At 62.0% G+C, this 22,726-nt stretch carries 18 protein-coding genes; 4 read left to right on the top strand and 14 right to left on the bottom strand.

Features of this window, described 5'->3' with window-relative positions:
• From ABW043_RS12460 to ABW043_RS12485, 6 genes are all read right to left on the bottom strand, one after another.
• Positions 1–132 (bottom strand): NAD(P)-binding protein (locus ABW043_RS12460; RefSeq protein WP_353921545.1); only part of this gene is annotated, 132 nt, incomplete at its 3' end.
• Positions 133–191: 59 nt separating this feature from the next.
• On the bottom strand, positions 192–1,565 hold the full coding sequence (locus ABW043_RS12465) for an FGGY-family carbohydrate kinase (RefSeq protein ID WP_353921528.1): 1,374 nt from the start codon (positions 1,563–1,565) through the stop codon (positions 192–194).
• 106 nt (positions 1,566–1,671) lie between these two features.
• Positions 1,672–2,166: a universal stress protein gene (locus ABW043_RS12470; protein ID WP_353921529.1), complete on the bottom strand. Its 495-nt coding sequence runs from the start codon at positions 2,164–2,166 to the stop codon at positions 1,672–1,674.
• A gap of 217 nt (positions 2,167–2,383) precedes the next feature.
• Positions 2,384–4,489 carry a TonB-dependent siderophore receptor gene (locus ABW043_RS12475; RefSeq protein ID WP_353921530.1) on the bottom strand — a complete coding sequence of 702 codons (2,106 nt, stop codon included), beginning with the start codon at positions 4,487–4,489 and terminating at the stop codon, positions 2,384–2,386.
• Positions 4,490–4,620: 131 nt separating this feature from the next.
• Complete coding sequence (locus tag ABW043_RS12480; RefSeq protein ID WP_353921531.1) at positions 4,621–5,487, bottom strand: helix-turn-helix domain-containing protein; 867 nt, start codon at positions 5,485–5,487, stop codon at positions 4,621–4,623.
• A 177-nt stretch (positions 5,488–5,664) separates the two neighbouring features.
• A complete protein-coding gene (locus ABW043_RS12485) occupies positions 5,665–6,423 on the bottom strand; it encodes an SDR family NAD(P)-dependent oxidoreductase (protein ID WP_353921532.1) in 759 nt (252 codons plus the stop codon).
• A gap of 97 nt (positions 6,424–6,520) precedes the next feature.
• Between ABW043_RS12485 and ABW043_RS12490 the strand changes: the two genes are divergently transcribed.
• Positions 6,521–7,468 carry an AraC family transcriptional regulator gene (locus ABW043_RS12490; RefSeq protein ID WP_353921533.1) on the top strand — a complete coding sequence of 316 codons (948 nt, stop codon included), beginning with the start codon at positions 6,521–6,523 and terminating at the stop codon, positions 7,466–7,468.
• A 47-nt stretch (positions 7,469–7,515) separates the two neighbouring features.
• Here ABW043_RS12490 and ABW043_RS12495 read toward each other — a convergent pair whose 3' ends face one another.
• The 3 genes from ABW043_RS12495 to ABW043_RS12505 are packed head-to-tail and all read right to left on the bottom strand — an operon-like array spanning position 7,516 to position 10,720.
• A complete protein-coding gene (locus tag ABW043_RS12495; protein ID WP_353921534.1) occupies positions 7,516–8,577 on the bottom strand; it encodes a response regulator in 1,062 nt (353 codons plus the stop codon).
• Between the two features lie 2 nt (positions 8,578–8,579).
• Positions 8,580–10,238 carry a sensor histidine kinase gene (locus ABW043_RS12500; protein WP_353921535.1) on the bottom strand — a complete coding sequence of 553 codons (1,659 nt, stop codon included), beginning with the start codon at positions 10,236–10,238 and terminating at the stop codon, positions 8,580–8,582.
• Positions 10,235–10,720, bottom strand: coding sequence for a putative pterin-binding protein (locus ABW043_RS12505; protein ID WP_353921536.1), 486 nt, complete (start codon positions 10,718–10,720; stop codon positions 10,235–10,237). The genes ABW043_RS12500 and ABW043_RS12505 overlap by 4 nt, the downstream gene beginning before the upstream one ends.
• A 346-nt stretch (positions 10,721–11,066) precedes the next feature.
• Here ABW043_RS12505 and ABW043_RS12510 point away from each other — a divergent pair, with 346 nt between their 5' ends.
• From ABW043_RS12510 to ABW043_RS12520, 3 genes are all read left to right on the top strand, one after another.
• The gene (locus tag ABW043_RS12510) at positions 11,067–14,909 is read left to right on the top strand and encodes an autotransporter domain-containing protein (protein WP_353921537.1); all 3,843 of its coding nucleotides are present in this window, start codon (positions 11,067–11,069) and stop codon (positions 14,907–14,909) included.
• A 57-nt stretch (positions 14,910–14,966) separates the two neighbouring features.
• Positions 14,967–15,335: a DoxX family protein gene (locus tag ABW043_RS12515; protein ID WP_353921538.1), complete on the top strand. Its 369-nt coding sequence runs from the start codon at positions 14,967–14,969 to the stop codon at positions 15,333–15,335.
• 84 nt (positions 15,336–15,419) lie between these two features.
• Positions 15,420–17,000 (top strand): peptide ABC transporter substrate-binding protein, encoded by a 1,581-nt coding sequence (locus ABW043_RS12520; protein ID WP_353921539.1) that lies wholly within the window; start codon positions 15,420–15,422, stop codon positions 16,998–17,000.
• Positions 17,001–17,043: 43 nt separating this feature from the next.
• On the opposite strand, the gene ABW043_RS12525 is transcribed toward ABW043_RS12520, so the two are convergent.
• From ABW043_RS12525 to ABW043_RS12545, 5 genes are all read right to left on the bottom strand, one after another.
• Complete coding sequence (locus ABW043_RS12525; RefSeq protein WP_353921540.1) at positions 17,044–17,580, bottom strand: invasion associated locus B family protein; 537 nt, start codon at positions 17,578–17,580, stop codon at positions 17,044–17,046.
• A complete protein-coding gene (locus ABW043_RS12530; RefSeq protein WP_353921541.1) occupies positions 17,573–18,445 on the bottom strand; it encodes a ChaN family lipoprotein in 873 nt (290 codons plus the stop codon). The genes ABW043_RS12525 and ABW043_RS12530 overlap by 8 nt, the downstream gene beginning before the upstream one ends.
• Positions 18,442–19,128 (bottom strand): hypothetical protein, encoded by a 687-nt coding sequence (locus ABW043_RS12535; RefSeq protein WP_353921542.1) that lies wholly within the window; start codon positions 19,126–19,128, stop codon positions 18,442–18,444. Before ABW043_RS12535 ends, ABW043_RS12530 begins: the two co-directional genes overlap by 4 nt.
• Entirely contained in the window at positions 19,125–20,900 is a 1,776-nt protein-coding gene (locus ABW043_RS12540) for an ABC transporter ATP-binding protein/permease (RefSeq protein ID WP_353921543.1), read from the bottom strand. The genes ABW043_RS12535 and ABW043_RS12540 overlap by 4 nt, the downstream gene beginning before the upstream one ends.
• 51 nt (positions 20,901–20,951) lie before the next feature.
• A partial coding sequence (locus tag ABW043_RS12545; RefSeq protein WP_353921544.1) for a TonB-dependent receptor occupies positions 20,952–22,726 on the bottom strand: 1,775 nt, incomplete at its 5' end.

A 22,726-nucleotide genomic window follows, 5' to 3' on the forward strand; every position in this document is an offset into this window, starting at 1 on the left:
GTGATGGTTGCGCCGGTCGATCAGCAGCACTTCGACATCGGCACGCGCCAGTGCTTGCGCCGCCGCTATGCCGCCAAAACCGCCGCCAATGATTACGATGCGGTGCTTCGGCTCTGCCATATCGGCCTCCATGTCTGTGACCCAGACATGGGGTACGGATGGCCTCCCGTCAATGCAACTTGGCCAAAGGTCTAGGCCTTGGCGCGTTCCCGCCAGCGCCGCGCATACTCGGCAAAACCGGGATGGGCCAAAGGCGCAATCGGGCTGTCGTGCTGCTCATGCGCGGGCTGTCCGCCAAACAACAGGCTGGCTCCAAGGCTCGTGCCCGTGCCATCGCCCGAAGCATGCACCGGCCGATCGGCCAGGGTGGCTAGGGCTGCACCAAACACAGCGTTGCGCGCCAGTGGCCCCTCGATGGTGATGCTCTTGCCCAGCCCGCAGAGGTCGAGGCATTCGCGCGCCACCAGCGCCAGATAAAGCGAGGCGGCGGCAGTACGTTCGCCATCCGTCAGGCCCTCGGGAGCCATCGTCCAACGCCCCTTGCCATTGGCAAAGGGACCAACGCCGGGCGCGAATGTGGGCAGAGCCTGCACATCGCGCTCGATCACAGCGGCAATCTCCGCCTCGCTCGGCGTCACGATCTTGCCCACGATGGTATCGAATTCCCGCCCACCCATGAAGCGTGCCGTCGGCACGGGCCGGCCAAAGGCGTCGACATTGGCAAGGCTATCGCGGCTCTGGTCCAGATTGGCGGTGTCCCCGCCCACGGTCATGGCGATGGCCCATGTGCCGGTCGACAGAATGGTGAAGGGCGCTTCGTGGCGGCCAAGGTGCGGCACCAGCGAGGCGTTGGAATCGTGAATGCCGCAAGTAACCGGGGTATCCGCGGGCAGACCCGTATATTCAGCCAGATTGTTCAGCAGCGGCCCGAGCACAGAAGCCGCCGGCTTGATCGGCGGGAAGAACGCGCGCCAGCCCTGCGCGTCGACCATGGACGAGAAATCGCCCTTGTCCGGCGACCAGAGATCGGTGTGGCAACCAAGCGAAGTCACTTCGCTTGCAAGAATACCGGTCAGGCGCCAGGCCCAATATTGCGGATAGGTCAGGATCGCCGTGACCTTGGCAAAGTCCTCGGGAAACGCCCGCGACTGCCAGAAAATCTGCGCGCCAAGGTTGAGCCCGTTTGGCAGGCGTGGCGACAGTGTCTCCGTAAAGCCGGGACGAGCGCGATCATAGGCCTCGTCCGAAGCTTGCGTGCCGTCATATTCATAGTCGAGCACCGGCAGCGCCAGCCGATCGCCGGCCATCAGCGCGGCGGTCGCGCCGTGGGTGGTGATCGAGATCCCGTCTACGCCATGTTCGCGGTGCAGTTCGCCCAAGCTGCTCAGGATAAAATCCCAGAGCCCCTCGACATCGGCATGCGGATAGGGCGCATCGCGGCGCACGCTATTTGGGCGGCTGAGCGAGCCAAGCAGCGCTTCGCTTGCCGCATCGATCAGCACGACCTTGGCATTGGTCTTGCCGATATCGATCACGGCGATGTGGCGGGGCAGGGATTGAGTCATGGCGCGACGCTCTTTCTAGGGTACCGGCCCCATAGCGGAAAATCCGGTGCCGCGCCATAGCTGACATGTTAGTGCCGCTTGCCCAATGACGAGCGGCATCAGTGCCCTACTTGATGATCAGGACCGGAACGTCTGCATGGGCTAGAACTTCCGCAGCCTGCGATCCCAGCAGCAGGCGGCCAAGGCCACGACGTCCGTGCGATCCCATGACGATAAGGTCGGCATGCACTGCCTTGGCACTCGAAATAATACCTTCCGCCGCCGGCAAGTCGGGCACGTGCTGGGTTGTCAGAGTGATCCCGGCCGCACTCGCAAGCTTGGTCGCGTCCTCCAGCACACCCTTGGCGGATTCCGCCTTGGCCTTGTCGAGTTCTTCGAGAATGCTCGTTGTGTCCACCATCATCATTTCAGCGCCCGGCGCGATGATGATGGAAGGTTCGGTCACGGTGATGGCGGTCAGCTTCGCGCCGAGTTTACCGGCCAGCGCAATGGCGTGGGTAAAAGCCTTGGTGCTGAGGTCCGACCCGTCGATGGCGCAAACGATGTTCGAGTACATGGCGATAGTTCCCCCGTTGGCGATGATGACAAGACTATAGAACAACGCTGGCATCAACACTTTGATCCAGATCACGCCCGCCATCGGCCGCAAGGCCGGAAGGGAGGTGACGTCGACTATGCAGTCATCTCTGCCGCAGAGGGGCTAAACGCAAGCGAGCATCAAAGTGCCCCTGCACCCCGACTGGCGAGCCCGCCAATTTGATTGGAACGATGCTCCTGAGTTCACGGGAGCGACGACATCGCCGTCGCTCCCGGAGATACTACCAGCTCTTCTTCAGGCTGAGTGTTGCGGCGCGGCCGGGGCCGTAGCCGCACGAGGTCAGAGACGCGCAGCTCGCCACATAGGACGTGTCGAGAATATTGGTCACATTGAGCGCCACGCTCCAGTCATCCTTCTGATAGCGCAGGCTCGCGTCGAACAGCGCCGTCGCCGGGACCTTGGCGGTATTGGCCTGGTCGGCCCAGGATTCGCCAAGGAAACGAACGCCGCCGCCGATGGTCAGGCCATCGAGCGTGCCATCGGTGAAGGTGTAGTCGAGGCCGAGCGAAGCGGTCAGCGTCGGGATCTGTACCGGCACCTTGCCGATCAGCGCCGCATTGGTGCTGGCAACCACTTCGGCTTCGAGATAGGTCAGCGCGCCGCGGACGGCAAAATTCTCGATGTTGAAGACGCCTTCGATCTCGGCGCCCTGCACATTGACCTTGCCAAGCGGCACGGACTTCCACCAGCTCACTGTGTCGGGCGAAGCCACGCCATTGCGGTTGATGTTGAAGACCGAGGCGGTGATCAGGCCATCCATGAAGGTCGGCTCATACTTGATGCCGGCTTCCCACTGCTCGCCGGTTTCGCTGGGCAGCAGCTCATCGGTGACGGTGGTCGAGAGAGAAGGATTGAACGAGGTCGCATAGCTGACATAGGGGGTCAGGCCATTGTCGAACTCGTAGCCAAGGCCGACGCGGCCGGTGAACACGCCTTCGTTGCGGGTCGACGGCGTGGCGCTGTCAACCTGTGTGCTGGCGAGGTCATAACGACCGTTGAGCGTGAGCACCCAGTCATTGAGGCGCAACTGATCCTGCGCGTAGAGGCCGAGCTGGTTCATGCTCGTCACGGTCGTCGCGCCATAGGCGGGCGCCGTATACGGGATGCCATAGACCGGGTTGAAGATGTCGAGATTGCCGACACCGCCGGTATAGGCGCCCTTCGTCTCGTGGCGATAGTTCTTGTAGTCGAGCCCGACCAGCAGCGTGTGATCGATTGGGCCGGTGACAAAGTGGCCTTCGACCTGGTTGTCGACGGTCAGGATGCCGGACTTTGTCTGGTGGGCCCAGCGATCGCGGCTCAACTGGGTGCCAACGAGCGTGCCATTCGAGTAGACGGAGTCCTCGTTGAGATCCATGCCGGCATAACGGGCCTTGTGGCGTACGGTCCAGTCGCCATTGATGTCGTGTTCAAGCTCATAGCCGAGCATGAACTGCTGGCGCTGATAGACATCGATGGCAGGCTCGCCATAGTTGAGATTGCGCGGAATGCGGACACCGCCAGGGGCGTCGACGACCGTTCCGGTATAGGGCAGGAAGCCCGTGGACGTGTGGTCGAGATCGACGTTCTGATAATTGCCATAGACGGTCAGTTGGGTCGCATCGGTCGGTGACCAGGTGGCGCTCGCTTGAACGACACCGCGCAGATCGCGCGCCTTGTCCGTCTGCCAGCCGCCGCCGGACAGCTTGCCGGTGACGCGATAGGCCAGATCGCCATCGGCAAGAACGTCGCCACCGTCGATACCGACAAAGGCATTGCCGAAACTATTGACGCCGACCTCGGTTTCAAGGAACCGCTCATCGCGCGGGCGCTTGCTGCCGAAGTTGACGATGCCGCCGACATTTGAGCCGCCATAGAGCGCCGAAGCCGGGCCCTTGAGCACGCTGACCTGTTCCATCAAGTAAGGATCGACAAGGAAGGTGCCGAAGCCGGTCTGGTAAAGCGGCATGTCGTCGAGGAACATACCGGTCTGGTCAGCCTGAAAGCCGCGGACGTAGAACCAGTCGGTGTCGGCATCGGTGCCGTAGGTCTGGGTGTTGACGCCGGCGGAATAGCGCAGGACTTCGTCGGCCTTGGCGGTCGGGGTGTTGTCGAGCTGCTGGCGGCTGATAACGGATACGGATTGCGGAATGCGCGTCAATGACACGGAAAGCTTCGCACCAGTGCTGGTGCGCAATTGGGCATCGCCGGTCCCCGAAACGCCGCCGCCATCGACCACCAGGGTATCGAGTTCGGTATTCTGTCCATGGGCAATGGAGGTGCCGCTCGCGATAGCGGTGGAGAGAAGGAGAACGCGGATGAATGCCCGCTTCGCACTAGAACGCATAGTCCCTGACCTTGAAGACGCCGGGCCGCAATTGGGCCTTGGCTGTGTTCGAAATAAGGTGAACAGTTAACTCACCTTTAACGGGGTGGATTGTCCGTCCTGTCGATGCTTTGAACGATTCCGCTGTGGTCTCACGCGCCGGAGCGGCGGAGCCAGGCAGCCGGTGTCAGGCCGCCGTGACGCTTGAAAACGCGCGTCAGATGGGCCTGATCAGCAAATCCACACGCCGCGGCCGCCTCGCTGATGCTGGCTTTGCCGCCGGCCAGCAGCGTCTTAACATGGGCGACGCGCTCCTGCATCTGCCACTGATGCGGTGTCAGCCCCGTCGAGGCCTTGAAGGCGGCCGAGAAGTAGGAGGGGGAAAGGCCGGCGAGCATGGCGATGTCTTCAAGGCGAATGTTCTCGAAGCAGTTTTCCGCCAAGTATTGCGTCGCCACCTTCAATTTACGTGGCGAAAGTTTGCCGCGGATGTCCTCGACGCGCGGTGGGATGCCGAACAGCTCAATCAGCATGGCGGTGGCAATACCCTCGCCGTAGAGATCGTGATGCTCGCCAGTTCCGCATTCCTCGGCGAGGAGATTGGCGAGGGACTGAATACGCGAATTCTCGAACATCATGCGCGGCGACAGAATGCGCTCGTCGCTGGTCTGCAGTCCGAGCTTTTCGGCGATGTGGCAGAGGTCGACATGCAGATCGAGATGGCGCAATTGCGTCTGCTGCGCCGACAAGGACCAGGTGCGAAGGCCCGGTGGAACATAGCTCAGCCTGCCCGAAGTCCCGGCCCTCGGTCCGGGGCGATCGGAGAGGGTGATGGCGCCAGGTTGGTTTTCCTCGAGCACCACGAAAAGGCGCGCATGCGGGGAAACATATTCGCCGCTGGCTCCGGCCGACCCTGCCACCTCCCAGACATCGGCAAGCATTCCGTTCCAGCTACGCCATTTCGGGCCGCCGCTGGGCGAAAAACCTTCGACGATGGACTGCATATTCGGATGGAACACTGTCGGACTGTCAGGTGCTAATGGCCATGGCGGCAATTATTCAACATGACATTTATATACATGATGGTCAAAGTCATATTTTGGAATTTGACCGACAACGTCGCCAACGAGGTGCGGTTGGTGGCTGCAACACCTATGGAGGGGGCCGCCGACAGTGCGCCGGCGGCCCGGGGCCAATTACCAGGGATAGGCTTCGTTGACCGAACCAGTAAAAGTTCCGCTCGGACCATCTCCGCCAAGCAGTGCGACGCGGACGGCCTCGGCGGCGCCTTGCTCGACCGTTTCGGTGCCTTCGAAATTGTTGAGTGCAGTGCTGGTGAAGCCCGGGGTCACCGCATTGACCTTGATACCCTCGGCCTCAAGATCGATAGCGAAAGCCAGGGTGATCGCGTTGAGCGCGGTCTTCGAAGCGCCGTAGCCGGGATTGAACGTGCCGCGATAGGGATTTGGCGTGGAGTTGAAGGTCAGCGAGCCAAGGCCGCTCGATACATTGACAATGCTGGCCGCGGTGGACTTGCGCAGCAGGGGCACGAAAGCCTGGGTCACGGAGAGGACTCCGAACACATTGGTCTCCCAAATGGTGCGGACCTCATCGACCGAAATCAGCGTCGCGCGCGAACGCTTGATATAGTCCTGCATGGTCTCCGCTTCCGGCCCGTTCGCCCGGGAAATGGCGGCATTGTTGATTAGGATGTCGAGACGGCCAAACTGCTGTTCGACCTGCGTCGCCGCGGCCTGGATGGAGACCGGGTCTGTGACATCGAGCTGGATCGGGTGAACATCGCCTTTGATCGTCTGGGCGGCGGCCTGGCCGCGCTCGAGATTGCGCGAGGCCAGCAATACGGTCAGACCATTGGCGGCGAGGTCTTTTGCGATCTGAAGTCCGATGCCCTGATTGGCGCCGGTCACAAGTGCGATACGTGAATTCTCAGTCATGGCGTGATCCTGTTCTTGATTGGCCGAGCAGGAGATGGTCATGGATGTCCGGACGTTCTATGTGTGAATGTCCAGAGTTTATTCGAATGAGTCCAAAATGGCCGATCCTCTCGCCGAGATCGTAGGGTTGCTTCAACCGGGCGCGCCGTTTTCCAAATGCGTGACCGGATCGGGGCCGTGGCAGGTGAGACGGACCCAGTCGCCCAATCCCTACTATGTGGCCGTACTCAAGGGGAGCCTGCGAGTCGAGGACAAGCGGAACGGCGAAATTGCCGTCAATGCCGGGGACTTCATTCTCATTCCGTCGGCGCAGGACTTCATGATGTGGAGTGACGTGCCGAGCACGGACAGGGACGAGGTCATCAATCCTGTCATCCTGCCCGGAGGGGGATACAGGGTCGGCAGTGTCGACGGGCCGGTCGATATGCGCGCTCTGGTCGGCTACTGCATTTTCCAGTCCGAGGACGCCACGCTGCTGTCGTCGCTCTTGCCCGAGGTTGTCGTGGTGCGGGGTGAGCATAGGCTGGCGATGCTCATGCAATTGCTGGGCGAAGAGGCGATCGAGAGCAAGCCGGGGCGCGAGGTTGTCCTGCAGCATTTGCTCGAGGTGTTGCTCATAGAAGCCCTTCGATCCTCGGTCGAAATCGGCGGCGCGCCCGGATTGCTGCGTGGCCTGTCGGACGAAAGGCTGGCTATGGCAATCAGGGAAATGCACGCTAGGCCCGGCCATGGCTGGACGATTTCCGAACTGGCGCGCGAAGCGGCGCTGTCGCGATCAGGCTTTCATGACCGGTTCCAGAGCGCCGTCGGCATGGCGCCGATGACATATCTGACGGCCTGGCGATTGGCATTGGCCAAAAACCTGCTGCGCGGGGGAAAGGCAACCGTGAGCGAAATTGCCCGGCAGGTTGGATACCGCTCGGCCAGCGCCTTCAGCGTGGCGTTTACGCGTGACGTCGGCATTCCGCCGGTGCGCTACGCCCGCGAAGCGGTCGCGCCGCAGTCCGGCACCGTGGCCGAGGAGTTCGAAGGCGCGATCGCCTGAACAACGACCTTGCGAAGGCGCAGCGTTCATCTTGCGGCCCGACGTGATCAGATCGATGGCTTGTCGGCGCCTTGCGGAGCCGTCTTTCCCAGCAGGGCGCTTCTAAAGATGAGGCCCACCAGGTCTTGCTGACGCCTCACGCCGGCCTTGCGGAAGATGTTGCGCATGTGAAAGGCCAAGGTGGTGGCCGAAATACCCATGTCGAGCGCGATCTCTTCGGTTCGCAGTCCCCGCGCAATCGCCGCCGCAACGCGGGCCTCGGTGGGGGTGAGCGCGAAGAGCTTGCCGGTCTGTTCCTCGGAGATAACCGGCGGGGCGCTGGTGTCGAGGAGGAGCATGGCGGCACGGGTCTTGGGTCCGCCAAGGGCAATGAACTGCACGAGGAGCGGATGCTGCCCCTCTTCGGCGACGGCAATCAGATCGGAACTCTTGTTGTCCTCGATGGCGGCGTCGAGTCCAGCCCGCAACTTGCCCGACAGTTGGGCGTCAGGTGCCGACAGCCGGCCATTGGCGTGGGTAATCAACGTGCCGAGTACCGCATCGGCCTGCAGGTTTTTGTGAACGATCTCGCGCCGGCCGTCGAAAAGGACCACGCCCAAAGCGACGTGATCGAGTGTCTGGGCCAGGTCGTCGAGGCCCTGCCGAGCAGCAACGTCTGTCTCTGTCTGCAGACGGTGTTCCGCGGTAGCGCCAATTTCCTCCTGTATCCGAACGACCTGGTCGAGCCGGGCCCGCACAGTGACAAGCATCAGGTCAAAATCGATCGGTTTGGAGAGATAGTCGTCCGCGCCCGCCATCTTTCCCTCGATCACTGCCAGCCGGTCCGACAGGGCCGTGAGGAAGACAAAGGGGATATTGGCGATGTCGCTTCGAGCATTGCGGACCGAGCGCAGCAGTTCGAACCCGCCCATGCGCGGCATGGTGATGTCGCAGAGGATGAGGTCGGGGCGCTGGTCGGCCAGAACGTCCAGGGCCACCTGTCCATCCTCGGCCCCGATAGCGCGAAAACCAAAGTCGAGCAGTTCCTCGACGATGTTCTTGAGAAGGCTCGGCTCGTCCTCGACGCAGAGGATGAGGAAGTCTTCCGGGTGACTGAGGGAACGCGACATGGCTAGCCCTGAAGCCTGTGGCGGGGCAAGCTGAGGGTGAATGTGGTGGTGTCAGGTTCCGAACGGGCAGTGATGTCGCCACCGTGTAGTCTCGCAATCTGCCGCGCCGTATAAAGACCGATGCCGCTGCCTTTGACAGTGCTGGCCGTGCTGGCGCGGAAAAAGCGCTCGAAGATACGCGGTTGTTCGGCGGCCGGGATTCCCACGCCGTGGTCGGTGATCGCAATGACGATAGCCTCGTCACTTGCCGCCATGCTCACTTCTACCGGCTGCTCGGCTGGCGAGTATTTCAGGGCATTGCCAAGCAAATTGCCTATCGCCTGGTCGACAAGCACGGTGTCGCACCGAACGAAAGCGGCCGTCTCGATATCGAGGACGATCTGCCGCTCTGGCGTCAGGTCCAGGAAGCGGGTGCGGATGTCGCTCAGCAGTTGCCCAAGATCGGTCTCGCGCAGGCTGAGCTCCATTTCGCCGGCGTCGATGCGCTCGGAGGTCAGGGTGCTGTCCATCAGGCGGGACAGGCCGGAAACGGCATTGCGGATGGTCATGGCGCGGTCGTTGAATTCCGGTGCGCCCATCAGCGGACCCCGGCGCATCATGCGGTGCACAGTGGAGTCGATAATTGCGAGCGGTGTACGGAACTGATGCGAGACCATGGTGACAAAGTCGCGATAGACCTCGCGCAACTGCCTCTCGCGCAATGCGTCGTAGCGCTCGGTGACGTCGCGCACGATGGCAATGCCACCACTGATCGCCCCATTGAGGCGGATGGGATAGGCCATGCGTTCGAGGTAAAGGCCTCCATCAGCCATCTGCGGGGCAAGATAGACTTCCTGACCAGCTAGAACGCGCTGCAGCACGTCGTCGACAAAGATCGGGTCGCCGGGCAGAGGGCGTCCGAGGCGCTCGTCGGCCGGAAGCGTCAGAAGCTCGGCCATGCGCTCGCTCCAGTGGGTACAGAGCATCTGTGTGTCGAACGCAGCAATACCCTCGCCGCTGGCTTCCATGATCTGGTCGAGAAAATTCTTCTCCTGTCGCACCAGCGCTTCGGCAGCCGCGGCCTGACCGAGGCTTCGCACGAGCCGAAAAATAAGAAAACCACCGGTGACCATGATCCCGAGGATCGAGGCGATCACCTGAATGATGCTGGCATTATAGCTGTTGCGACGCTCGCCATCGGCGATGCGGTTGTCGATCATCAGGTCGTTGGCAACGGTGCCGAGCGGCTCGAGATATTGACCCATGGTGCGTGACAGGCGCGCGCTATAGCGCGCGACATCGGGGCCGGCGGCAACGATCAGGGCCTCGAGTCGCAGCAGATCCGCGCGGGCCCGGGCGATCACGCTGGCGCGGCCTGCCGTGGCCAATTGCTCTGCCATCGGGCCGCTTTGCAGCAATTCGAGGCGGCTGAGCAGAATATCGAACCGCAGCGCGATATCATCGGAGCTGGCGGCATGTCCGGGCGTTGTCGCAAGGATCAGCCGATGGATTTCGAACTGCGTCTGGCTCAAAGCCCAGATGATGCCTTCGCCCGAGCTGGAATGGGTGGTGCGTTCGATCTGGACGAGGCGTGTCAAGGAAAAGGCCAGAAGGATGACGAAGGCGAGCACGGCAATGCCGACAGCAATGACCTCGCGCCGATGGTCCTCCGGTACGCTCAAGGCAGGATAAGCCGGTTGAGCTGCCAGACCCAGCGGTGTTCGTAGCGCTCTTCGCGCAATTGCGGCACGTCATCGCGGGGATAGACGATCCAGAGCGGACCCTTGTCGCGCCGCGTCATCATCTCGCCGTCCATGCTCCAGGCAAAGAGCACGTCGTACTCATAGAAGTCGCTGAGCGGAATATCGGCGCGATAGTCGTTGAGCGCCAGCGCCGTCACATGCGAGGACGACAGCGGGCCGAGCGTGTCCAAGACATCGCGCCCCAAGACCCCTTCGAATTCCGGCGTCCCGTCGGTCCACGCCGTACTCGTCTTTAGGCTTGTGACACCAAGCGCGCGCAGCTCGCCCAGCGTGAATGTCCGTGTCGCTTCGACCTGACCGCTGACCTCGAGAATGACCGGCTCGCTCTCTGCGAAAACCGGAAGCGACAGGGCGGAGCCCGTTGCGGCAGCAGCCGCTTTCAAAAATTGCCGCCGCTTCATTGGCTCATTCACCCTGTCGTCCCGAGTGCGCTGTTCCTTCAATAGCCAAGCCTGATGGCTATCGGCAACGCGGAACCACACTAGGCGGGAAAATATTGGTTCGCCCCGTTTGGTTAGACGGGGCGCGTCCGCCGAGTCGTCCCTAATCGTCATGAGGCCGAAGCGGGAACGGACAATCCCTCATGGCAGGAGGCGGCTCGCGTCTGCAGGGCGAGCTGCCTCATGGTCTCACGCGCATTCCTCGAAGGCGGCAGCGGCCAAACCCAAAATTCTTGAACCTCGGATGCCCCGTGCGTCCGTCGCCGGCAACGCTTTGCGGATGCGCCGGCCTCGCTTGGAGACGATCATGGCGCTGCGCCCTTTTGGCCAATTACAGACAACCCTTCACCACCGGCGGCGGCGTAGGCGGAACCTCTTGCTGCTCAGTGCTTCGGCTGCGGTTCTCGCCATGGTGCTGCCGGCGCGCGCCCAGGTAGATACCGTCACCTACACCGACGGCGAGGTTCGCAGTACCCCGATCGCCATGGCGCGCCAGACCGTCGGCACTGTCGCGCTTGACGAATTCGCCACCCAGTCGGGTGTCATTTCGGGCGCCCACAAGTTCAGCAAGGCCGGCTTCGGCATTCTTGCCCTCTCGGGCAACAACACGTTTTCGGGCGGGCTCGACATCAATATGGGCACCATTGCCCTGGCGCATGCGAATGCCGCTGGCACCGGGCCGATCTCGATGCTCGACAACACGACATTGCGGTTCGACCTCAACAACTTCGTACTCGCCAATCAGGTGAATATCACCGGCACCTCGGAGTTCAGCGGCCAGCGCGTCACCCATACCGGCGTCTTGAGCGGCGACGGGCGGCTGCTGGTCAACGCCAATCTCATCCTGAGCGGGCAGAACACCTACACCGGCGGCACCGATCTCGCCTCGGGCCAGATCACTGCCATGAATAGCGACGCTCTCGGGACCGGCACGCTGACCATGGCGAATAATACCGTCCTTGCCTTCGATCAAAACCGCACGCTGGCGTTTGAAAACGACCTCGTCCTATCCGGCGCCAACAGCTACCAGTATTTCCAGATCGGCGGCCCGGTGACGCTCAACGGCGTTGTCTCGGGCAATGGCAATCTGGTCAAGACCGGCTCGGGCACGCTGGTTTTGACCGGCGCCAATACCTATCGCGGCGGCACCAGCCATCAGGGCGGTACGATCCGCATCGAGAACGATAGCGCGCTCGGCCTCGAAGGGGTTTATTTCCAGGGCGGCGCCGCGGTCAGCTATGCCGATGGCATCACTCTCGGCAACACGCTCTACACAGGAACTGGCGGCGGGCCGACCCTGCGCGTCGATACCGGCACAGCAACGCAATCGGGCTTCATCACCGGCCACGCCCTTGGCGGCGGCTACTTCAAAACCGGCACTGGTGAACTGGTCGTGACTGGCGGCGCCGGCTATGGCGGCAATACCAACGTTGTTGCCGGCACGCTGACGGCCGGCGCGGAAAATGTGCTGGCGGAAAGCTCTCTCCATGTCCTCGGGAGCAATGCGCGCCTGCGGCTGCTCGGCGATCAGCAGATTGCGGGCCTTTCGGCCGACCCCACCAGCGCCACCTATCTCAACGACTACATCCTGACGCTCAATCCACAGGCGACGACCTCGACCTTCCAGGGCGAACTGATTGGCTCCGCGGATTCCGGTCTCGTCATGATCGGGTCGCGCCTCCTCACGCTCGATGGTGACAACGAGAGCTATGGCGGCTCGTTGCGCATCGAGAATGGCCCCGTCAGCGTCGATGGAGATTTTAGCGGCATGAAGGTGCTCCAGAATGGGGGCATCCTGTCAGGCATCGGTCGCCTCGATGATGTGGAGATTAATGGCGGCACGCTGCTGGGTTATGATGGCCAGCAGTTGACAATGGACTCCCTCGCCCTCGGTCAGGACGCGGTCATTCTGGCCCAGTTCGGCGCGCTGAGCAGCGCCAGCCTTTTCAACGTCAATGGCGACCTGATCCTTGATGGTGTCCTCGACGTTGAGGATGTCGGCGGGTTCGACCCCGGCATCTATCGCCTGTTCGACTATGGTGGCGCCTTGACGGACCGCGGCCTCGACATTCGCAACGTGCCCGCAGGTTACACGGCAGCCGACCTTGAAGTGCAGACCAGTATCGCCGGCCAGATCAATGTCATGCGAAATGCAGCAGGCGTCGGCGACACGCTCTTCTGGGACGGCGGCGACACTTCGCTTTGGGCCAATGGCGCCATCGATGGCGGCAGCGGCGCCTGGGGCAGTGCTTATGACAGCTTCACCACTGCCGACGGCTCGGCCAACAGCACACAATCGCCGGTGCCGGGTTTTGTGGTCTTTGCCGGCCGTGCCGGCGAGGTTGAGGTTACTGAGCGCGCTTCCGTTACTGGTATGCAGTTCGCGACCCATGGCTACGAAATCCATGGCGCCGATATCGAACTGATTGATGGCGAGCGTATCATCCGTGTCGGCGACGGCACGGCCGCCGGCGAAGACTATACCGCCATCATCTCCTCCTCGCTGACTGGCGTGGGCACACTGGTCAAGACCGATCGCGGCACGCTGGTACTCAACAGCAACCAGAACATTTACGAGGGCGGCACCGAAGTTCGGGCCGGTACTCTGGAGGTCAATGGCGTCACCGGCCGCGTCGAGGTTGGTGAGAATGGCCGCCTTCAGGGCTCGGGCTACGTTGCCTCCGTGGAAGTCGCTGGCGTCATTGCCGCGGGCAGCGCCTATCCCAAGCCGCAAAGTATCGCTCCCGCCGGCTTCGGCACGCTCCACGTCTCGGGTGATCTCTACCTCAGCGATACCAGCACGATGGAGATCAAGGTCGACGCAGCCGGCAATGGCGATCTCATCGAGGTCGACGGCGCGGCTTATCTCGATGGCCAGTTCCTGGCTCTCGCCAGCGGAGGCGACTATTCAGCAGGCGTCGACTACACCTTTCTGCGCGCCGAAGGCGGCGTCGAGGGTGAGTTCGAGGGCATCAGCGCCAATCTCGCCTTCCTTGCGGCCTCGCTGGCCTACAATGAGAACGATGTTCGCCTGCACCTTGAGCGCAATGTCACGAGCTTCGCCGACATCGCCGCAACCGCCAACCAGCGTTCCACGGCGACAGCGGTGGAAGCGCTCGGCTTCGGCAACGAGCTTTACGACCGCGTGCTGACCTATAGCGCCGACGATGCGCGAGCCGGCTTCGATCAGCTCTCCGGCGAAGCCCATGCCTCGACCCAGAGCGCACTGCTGGCCGCGGGGCAGGGCGTAGCTGCGACCATGGAGGACCGCGTCGCTGCCGCCTTTGCCCGCCTCGGAACCGACAAAAAGCCCGAACAAGACTTCGGCCTGAGCATATGGAGCAGTGCCAATGCCAGCATTGGCGTGCTTGAAGCCAATGGCAACACCGCCCGTACTGGCTTCAGCGCCGGCAACATGTTCGTCGGTGCTGATGCCATGTTCAATCAGAACTGGATGTTCGGCACCATGCTCGGCTTCGGCCAGACCAGTGTGAGCATTGCCGATCGCAGCGCCACAGCCACCTCGAACAACTACCATGTCGGTGCCTATGGCGGCGGCGAGATTGAAAACCTGGCGCTGAAATTTGGCGCGGCGTATACCCAGCACGAGATCGCCACCAGCCGTTCCGTCACCATGCCGGGCTTTGCCGACGCTCTCTTCAGCACGCGCCTCGGTGGCACAGCCCAGGCCTTCGGTGAGGTTGGGTACAAGTTCGCCTTCGACAGCGGTCTTATCCTCGAGCCCTTCGTCAACCTCGCCCACGCCAGCCTTTGGTCCGGTGGCTTTGCTGAACGCGGCGGCGCCTCTGCCCTTTCCGGTGGTGCAGCCCACGCCAGCACGACCAACGTCACCATCGGTCTTCGTGCCGAAACCAGCTTTGCGCTCGGCGATGTTCAGGCGACGGCCCGCGGCATGATCGGCTGGCGCAATGGCCTGGGCACGGTCGATCCAACCTCGACCCATGCTTTCTCGGGTGGTTCAGCCTTCACCGTGGCCGGTGCGTCCCTGCCGCAAGGTGCCGCAATCATCGAGGCCGGGCTCGATTTCAATCTCAACCCCAATGTCGATCTTGGCGTCGCCTATGACGGCCAGATCAGCTCAGCCCTGCAACAGCACGGCGTCAAGGCCAACCTCTCTGTCAAGTTCTGACCTCCCTCCCGGCGGGCGCTGCCCGCCGGTCCCCCTCACGACGAAAAGAGACTTTCCATGATCTTCGGTTTTCACTGGGCCCTCCTACTAACGGGCCTTCTCGGCATCTTCTTTCTCGGCGACGGCGTCGTAAGTGCCATCGGCCCAAAACCCATGCGGGATAGCTTCGTGAAATGGGGCTTTCCTGGCTGGTGGCATCTGGTGAACGCTGCCGTGTGCCTCGCCACCGGGGTATTCCTGCTCATCCCGGCGCTGCGCCCGTTAGGCTTTGCCCTTGGCGCGCTCGAATGCTTTGCGATCTTCGCCACGTTGATCCGTAACAAGGAGCCGGGGCACCTGCCGCCCAGCGTCTTCCTCCTCGGTCTCCTCTGCGTCGCCTATTGGGGGCTCTACGGGCTTGCTCTCTCGCCGACGGGATCATTCTGACGATGTTGCAAAGGCCTTCCATTGCAGAAGAAAATCGGAAACAACTGGTGTTGGGAACTGAAAACAGACCTTTGGTGAGCAGCCTTGACCTCTATAGCCCGGGCCGCATTGCTCGCTCTGGGGTGCGTCGGTTCAGTCGTTGAGCCGGCGTTCGCCGTTACGCTCAACCTCGCTCACACGCCCGAAACCATCTACGTGTATCCAACAGCCTTCGGAGCAGTCGACCCTATAGCCATGGTCGACTGTTTCGAAGGCCTTGTCGCAATGGACGCCAGCGGCGACGCCATTCCCGGACAGGCATCCTCCTGGACCATTTCGCCCGATGGGCTGACCTACACTTTTGCCCTGCGCGATGGCATCTCGTGGTCCAATGGCGACCCGGTCGTCGCCGCAGATTTTCTCGCCGCCTTTCAATGGCTCCTCAATCCAGCCAATGCGTTCGAATTCGCTTATCTGCAGTTCCCAATCAAAAACGCCGAAGCCATTGCGGCCGGCAGCCTGTCGATGGATCAGTTGGGCGTAAACGCCCTCGACAACCAGACGCTGGAAATTAGCCTCGAACATCCCGCGCCATACTTCCTCCAGACCCTCACCCACTCGACCGCCTACCCGATCCCCAGTGCACTGCAGGCGGAGCGCGGTCGCAGCGGGTTGTCGCCAGAGGATCTGGTCTGCAACGGCCCCTATGTCATTACCGGCAAAAATGGGGACCTGACGACGGCGGTCAAATCAGAGCGCTACTACGATCGCGCATCACTTGCCGTAGATGACGTCAATTACTTCGCTATCGAGGATGTGCCTGCCGCACTCGAACGCTTCAAGGCAGGCGAGATCGACATGTTCTACGACCTGCCGGCCAGCGCCAACGCCTGGATCGAGACCAATGCGATCGAACAGAGCAATGTGGTCCCGTTCCTGGGCCTTGCTTACTTGGCGTTCAATCTCGACAAACCCCCATTCGATCAGCCGGCCCTGCGCAGAGCCTTGTCGATGGCTATCGATCGCACTGCGATCGACCCTCAAGGCGTTCGTTCGGACCGGACGGCCGCCTATGGGCTCGTGCCGGAAGGCACTGCGAATTATGACGGTATCGCCCAGTATTGGCCGGAATGGGCCGATTGGCCCTATGCACAGCGCCTCGCCGAGGCCGCCACAACTTTGGCAGACTTGGGCTACACGCCTGAAAATCCTCTCGTTCTCGAAATCCGCTACAGCAGCAATTCAAGCGACCTGCATCAGCAGGTGGCCCGCCAGGTCGCTTCGATGTGGAGCGAGATCGGCGTCCAGACCGAGCTCTTTAGCGCGACCTCGAAGGATCACCTGACGGCCCTCAATGCCGGCGATTTCGACATTGGCCGCCTGACCTGGATTCTCGACCTTTCCGATCCTGCCAACATTCTAGAGCTGATGGGCTCCTCGTCGGAATTCAACGTCGGGCACTACAACGTATTGGAAATCGACGAACAACTGGCGGAGGCGAATGCCCAACTCGATCTCGCGGCCCGAGCCAAGACACTCGCCGAAGTCGAAAGGCGCGTCATGGAGGATGACGCCGTCATCCCCCTGAGCTGGATCGTTGTCCGCAACATCATCGCCGCCGATCTGTCCGGCATCGAAGACAACGCCAAAAACACCCACCCGACCCGCTGGGTCAGCAAGTGGTGATCGGCTAACAGGGCGCATCTACCCCCGCACTGGCCGTTTATGGCTAGAGACTGAGCTCAACCGAGCGGTTGGCAGCGCGGGCGAAGCCGGTCAGCGACACCTTGAGATCGACGGGTTCGCCGGCGCCAGCGCCCAGAGCGCTTATGACGAGTTCCGTGCCGGCGCGAAGCGTACTGACCTGGCTTGCATCGAAGCTGACGGGCACAAGGCAGCCGGTCGAGATGCAGGTGACAAAGGCCCAATTGCCGCCGAGTATTGTCCCGTCGACCTTGAGGGTCGCGCCATCGGCAAGGCGAAGTCCGAAGGGCAGAAGCAACATGCCTTCGGCCTTGTCGACCGCTGGTGTGGCCAGCTCTATCGACAGAACGGGTTGACCACTCTGGCTATCGGCCAGGGTCTGGGACATGACGCAGAGTTTTGCAGCCTGTTCCACGCGGCAGGAAACGGTCCAGTCGCCGTGCTCTTCGTTGAGCGATTGCGCGCCGCCGGGGAGACCGGCGGCAGGCGCTGTCTCCTGCGCGGAGGCAGGCGACAGCATAAGGCCGAGCACGAACAGGGCGGGGAAGAGGGGATTACGCATTGGCGGTCTTCTCGATACGGAGGGGTTTTCTGGGAGCAGCGCGGTCCGGTGGCCCGGGAAGGCGAAACAGCGCATCGCCGATTTTCCTGCGGTCCAAGCCGAACTCGGCGTCGTCGGACGGGAGCAGAATGGCCGTGTCTTCCACGCCAAGTTGAGCAAGCTGGAATGGCGTGCCATGGCCATATTCCATGTGACCGCGACCGATAATGCCAACGATCTGGCCGGCGACACCAGCGTCGAGCGCCTTGGCGATATTGCAGGCAAAGGCACGGTCCCAGGTCTGTTGGGCCCGCACGAAGCGATCAAAGCGGGGATCGGCCGACTCGGCTGCGGGACGGTCGGAGCGCCCGCCACCTGTAATGTCGAAGAGATACTGGCGATGCGCCAGGCTCGCCGGCACGGCGGGCGTCAGGCCATCGCGTTCGTCTTCGGGAATAGCGTCCCAACCGTCCTTGCCGACGCGGGTCACCAGCGGGCGCTCGCAATTGAGCGCCAGCATCGGCAGGCGAAACTGGCGGCAGAAATTGAAGAGCGGCAGATAGAGTTCGGGATCGAACCGCCAGACGGTTTCCCATTCCGACTGATCGAGGAAATCGGTCACGCTCAGTTCGCCGGCCACCCAGCGGTCAAGCACGGGCTGGCAGCGGCGGGGAAACATTTCAAAACCCAGGGCGATGTCGCTGCGCTGGGCAAGAAGCCCGGCGCAGATGTGCAATTGCCAGCGATGAATGTCGAAGCGGTCGTGCGTTTCTCCGAGGAGCACGACACGGTGATGTGCCACGCGTGCCAGCACCTCGCGGTGCGTCAGCCCCGTTCCGGCTGTGCCGTCGAGCCAACGACCGGGTTCGTGCGGATTGCCGCTCATGCCGGGACCACTGCGGCGTGAAGCGTCAACGATAGTCCGGTGGGAGCGCCATTGGCGTCGAGCGCTGCGCCGTCCTTCCAGGCCGAGACCGTATTGCCGAGGAGATGGAGGTGAAAGTCGGGGCGCATGACATTGATGAAGCCCATAGCCGGCTTGACGCTTTCGATCACGCCCGTCCAGACCTGTTCGAAGCCGGTCCGCCTGAAGTGGACCGAAACCTTGGTCCCCGCCTCAAGCGCCGCCTGCAGCGGCAGGGCGCCGGCATCGTCAAGGCTGGCGTCATCGCGCTTGGCGCGAGGCTCCTTCGGTTCTTCCGGCAGAGCCTCGCCGGGCCCGAACTCGGCGAGCGCGGCGTCGAAGGGCTCGATACCGGCAAAGCCGACGACGCTGAAGAGAACCTCTTCGCCGCGCCGGAAGTCGATACGCGGATAGACCTTTTCCTGCATGATCGAAGTGCGGTCGATAATCACCGAGGTGATCAAGGTCGGGTCGATGCGGCTATCGTGCGCCGCGCCGCCGCAGACGAGCCAACCGTCCTCGATACCTACCGTTTCGATGGTGCCGATGCGTTCATGAGTGGCCCCGTTCTGCTTGGCGGTGATCATCAGATCGCCCATGGCAGGCAGCTTGCGGATGACGGAAGCGGGTGGGACAGGCAGGATTTCGCGGCGATTGGTGGTCATGCTGGAACAGTGTCTGGTCGTTGAGGAAGGATGGAGGGGGCGGAAATAGCGGCCGAACCGAGATCGATGGTGCGCACTTCGCCAAGGCCCTGCGGCTGGCGGTGGGCAACGATGATGAAGGCCGTCTCGGGCAGTTCGCGGCGCAGCATGGCGAACAGTTCCGCCTCCGCGGCCTGATCGAGCGCGGAGGCAGGCTCGTCGAGAAGCGCCCATTGCGGTTGCAGCAGCAGCAAACGCGCCAGAGCCAATCTCTGCTGCTCGCCGCCGGACAAACCATGGCCAGTGCGCGTGTCCGATCGGCCGAATTCGATGCCGGCTATGTGGCCGAGGCCAACCTTCTCGAGTGCCATGTCGAGGGCCTCCACCGAATAGTCACCGGCCGCACGGGGATAGGCGAGGGCGTCGCGCACTGTGCCGATCGGGAAATATGGACGCTGCGGCAGGAAAGCCATGCTGGCATCGGGCGATGAGATTGTACCGGCGCCATGCGGCCAGAGGCCGGCCAGCGCCTTCATCAGCGTCGTCTTGCCAAGGCCAGAGGCGCCGCGCAGCCAAATGGCCTCGCCTTGATGGATATCCATTGCCGGCACGTCGAGCAGGGGCCGTGTCTCGGGTGTGGTCACCCGGACACCACGCAAGGAAAGCACGGGACCAGTGGTGGTGTCATGCACGATACCGCTGCCAGTGGCGCCGGCCGCCTTCGCCGCCTCGAGGAAATTGTCGAGGCGCGAGGAGGCCGCGACGAGTTCTGCGAGGTCCCGATAGGAGAAGATGAACCAGGAAAGGCTCGTGACAACGCTCGAGAAAGCCGTGCTGAGCTGCATCAGGCCGCCAAACGCCACATGACCGGCGAGATAACCGGGCAGGGCGACAAAGAGCGGGATGCGCAGCACCGAATGGTTGAAAGGGTAGGTGAAGCAGCCAAGGATCAGCTCGCGATTGACCAGCTTCTTCCAGTTGCTGACGATGGCGTCGAAGCGCGTGTCGAAGACCCCGCGTTCGGCGCGTTCGCCATTGCTCATCGCCACTTCGTCAAAGCTGGAACGCAGCCGCGCCAGAGCGAAGCGGAAATTGGCCTCGCGACGCTGCTGTTCGACCACGAGCCCCTTGAGCGGATAGCCAAGGGCGTGAGTAAGCAGGCTCGCCAGCGCCACATAGACGAAGGCCGCCCAGATCATGTAGTTCGGAATCTCGATATTGATGCCGATGGGCGCAAGCGAAAGCGGGAAATTGGTGAGGCTCCAGAGGAGCGCTATGTAGGAGAAGAGTCCGACGATGCGGCTGATCATGTCGAGCACTTCGCCGAGCAGCGAGGTTATGAAAATCCGGCAATCATCGGCGATGCGCTGGTCGGGATTGTCGACAGCATAACCCTTCGGCCCCTTGGAGGTGTCGCCCCAATGCGCGAAGGTCGCATTGGCCATGTGCCAATAGGCCTTGTTGGAAAGCCAGATATCGAGCGCTCCGGATGTCAGGCGCCCGCGCCAGAGCATTTCGAGCCGCTTTCTCATCAATTGGCCAATGAGATGCCGGGCAGAATTGCCCGCCACGATCATCCCGAAAATGCCGACCTGCCGAACCGCCTCGGCGCCATCCATGGCTTCGAGTGCGCCATAGAAGGCGCCGGTCCAACCGACGATGAGAATGGTGGCATAGACCCCGCCAAGGTCCAGCGCGACGATGATGGCAAAGAGCGCAATGCTCCATTTTCCGCCGGGCCCGGCAAGGCAAAGCTTCATGAGGCGCCAGAACTGGGCGAAAATCTGTGACATCGTCTGCTCCGAGAGGAAGAGGGACGCCCATAGGCGTCCCATATGCGTGCCTTAGAAGCGCACCGTGGTGCCGACCTTGAAGGTCCGGCCCGGGCCAACCTGGGCTTCGAGCGGGTTGACGGCAGCGACGGAAGGATCGGCGGTGGTGGCGTAACCGGTGAGCGTATTCGGGTAGTACTTGGTGTCGAAAATGTTCTGGACACCGAAGTTGATTTCCACGTTTTCCGTCGGCTTCCAGGTGACGTAACCGTCAAGGAGCGCATAGCCGTCCGGCTTGAACGCCGTCGCATCCGCGCGCTCGGTCGGCCCGGCAGCAAGCGTGCCAAGCAGTTCGAACTCCAGCCCGTGCTCGGGCATTTCGTAGCGAATCCCAAGAACGGCGGTCAGCGGCACTGCCCCATCGAAGGGCGTCGTTGCGGCGCCGGCATTGACCTGTTGGGTGCCGCGCTGCCAGGTCAGGTTGGCCGACGCGAAGATGTTTTCGTAGAACTCGTACTCACCGCCCACTTCGATCCCGTAGAGATCGACGTTTTCAACATTGTCTGACCAGTAGTGGGACCAATTGCCCGTAGCCGGATTAAACGTCGCGGTCGGAGTTGGCCGCAGGCTGCGGATGAAGTTGCTGTACTGGGAGTAAAAACCGGAGACCGAGAACCATCCCTGTTCGAACTCGCCACGAAGCCCGACTTCATAGTTCTTGACCGATTCAGGCTTGAGGTTCGGGTTAGGAACCATGGTGACCATGCCGGTGGCGCCGATGGACGCGCCGGACTGGAACAGCTGCTGCGAATTGGGCATCTTGAAGCCTTCGCCGTATGCGGCATAGACCGAGAAAGCATCGTTCAACTGGTATTGGAGCGAAAGCTTCTTGAGCAGTTCGGTGCTGCTGACGGGGGCAGGCTTGAAGCCCGCCAGGGCGTTGTAACCACCATCGGGATTGATGTGGTAGTTGGCCAAACGAACGCCGGGGGTGATGGTCAGGCGATCATCAAGGGCCTTGATCTCGTCCTGGATGTAGAAGTCAGCGCGAACGGTATCCACCTTGGGGAAGGAGAAACCGTTATTGTAGGTACGTGCGCCGTATCCGGTATCCGAACGCCAGGTCTGATTGATCCCGTCATAGTTGGTGCGAGTGAAGTCGCCGTCGAAACCATAGGTTAGCGTATGGAAGGTCGGGCCCGCGGCGAACGATGACACCAACTGCACATCGGCTTCGAGGAAGGTCTCGCTATAGTCGCGGTACTGCCACACGCGCTGGGTGCGAGTCGCATAGGTTTGGTAGTTGGTGCTGTCAGTCACGCGGCGCTGCGGCGAGTAGGACACCTGCCACTTGACGCTGTCGAGCCAGCTCGCGCCGACATCCCACTCATGCTCCAGTGCGAGGCGGTAGCGCTCCATATCCAGCGTGCGGGGATATGCGGTGCTCGTGTAGCCAAGCAGCGCCGCCGACGAATCCCAAACCTGTTGGATAACAGTATTCCGGTCGAAGTACTCGCCGGTCAGCGTGATCTTGTGGTCTTCATTTGGCGTGGCCACGACCTTGATCAAGCCGTTATACGCACTGGTCTCCGCCGGAAAGAGCTCGTTGCATCGGAAGTAGGCCGGACGCGTACAGCTGTTCCAGATGCCACCATTGGGATCGCCCTTGGTGATCTTTGCCTCTTCCGAGGAAATATGCCCAAAGCTACCGAGGACCTGCACTGCGCCGAAGTCGTACGCCCCGGTGATCTGCTTGCGCCAGGAATTGTCGTAGCTGTCAAAGGCCGTGCGCACTTCGAGCGCCCAGTTCTTGTCCTGGCCTTCGAGCAGGTCGGCGGGATCGCGCG

The sequence above is a fragment of the Devosia sp. genome, from assembly GCF_040509215.1.
In the GTDB taxonomy this organism is placed as follows: Bacteria; Pseudomonadota; Alphaproteobacteria; order Rhizobiales; family Devosiaceae; genus Devosia.

What these genes read in the sequence shown, in the direction of transcription:
- ABW043_RS12465 (WP_353921528.1), bottom strand. Translation starts at nt 1,565, where the DNA reads ATGACTCAATCCCTGCCCCGCCACATCGCCGTGATCGATATCGGCAAG.
- ABW043_RS12475 (WP_353921530.1), bottom strand. Translation starts at nt 4,489, where the DNA reads ATGCGTTCTAGTGCGAAGCGGGCATTCATCCGCGTTCTCCTTCTCTCC.
- ABW043_RS12485 (WP_353921532.1), bottom strand. Translation starts at nt 6,423, where the DNA reads ATGACTGAGAATTCACGTATCGCACTTGTGACCGGCGCCAATCAGGGC.
- ABW043_RS12490 (WP_353921533.1), top strand. Translation starts at nt 6,521, where the DNA reads ATGGCCGATCCTCTCGCCGAGATCGTAGGGTTGCTTCAACCGGGCGCG.
- ABW043_RS12495 (WP_353921534.1), bottom strand. Translation starts at nt 8,577, where the DNA reads ATGTCGCGTTCCCTCAGTCACCCGGAAGACTTCCTCATCCTCTGCGTC.
- ABW043_RS12505 (WP_353921536.1), bottom strand. Translation starts at nt 10,720, where the DNA reads ATGAAGCGGCGGCAATTTTTGAAAGCGGCTGCTGCCGCAACGGGCTCC.
- ABW043_RS12510 (WP_353921537.1), top strand. Translation starts at nt 11,067, where the DNA reads ATGGCGCTGCGCCCTTTTGGCCAATTACAGACAACCCTTCACCACCGG.
- ABW043_RS12515 (WP_353921538.1), top strand. Translation starts at nt 14,967, where the DNA reads ATGATCTTCGGTTTTCACTGGGCCCTCCTACTAACGGGCCTTCTCGGC.
- ABW043_RS12525 (WP_353921540.1), bottom strand. Translation starts at nt 17,580, where the DNA reads ATGCGTAATCCCCTCTTCCCCGCCCTGTTCGTGCTCGGCCTTATGCTG.
- ABW043_RS12530 (WP_353921541.1), bottom strand. Translation starts at nt 18,445, where the DNA reads ATGAGCGGCAATCCGCACGAACCCGGTCGTTGGCTCGACGGCACAGCC.
- ABW043_RS12535 (WP_353921542.1), bottom strand. Translation starts at nt 19,128, where the DNA reads ATGACCACCAATCGCCGCGAAATCCTGCCTGTCCCACCCGCTTCCGTC.
- ABW043_RS12540 (WP_353921543.1), bottom strand. Translation starts at nt 20,900, where the DNA reads ATGTCACAGATTTTCGCCCAGTTCTGGCGCCTCATGAAGCTTTGCCTT.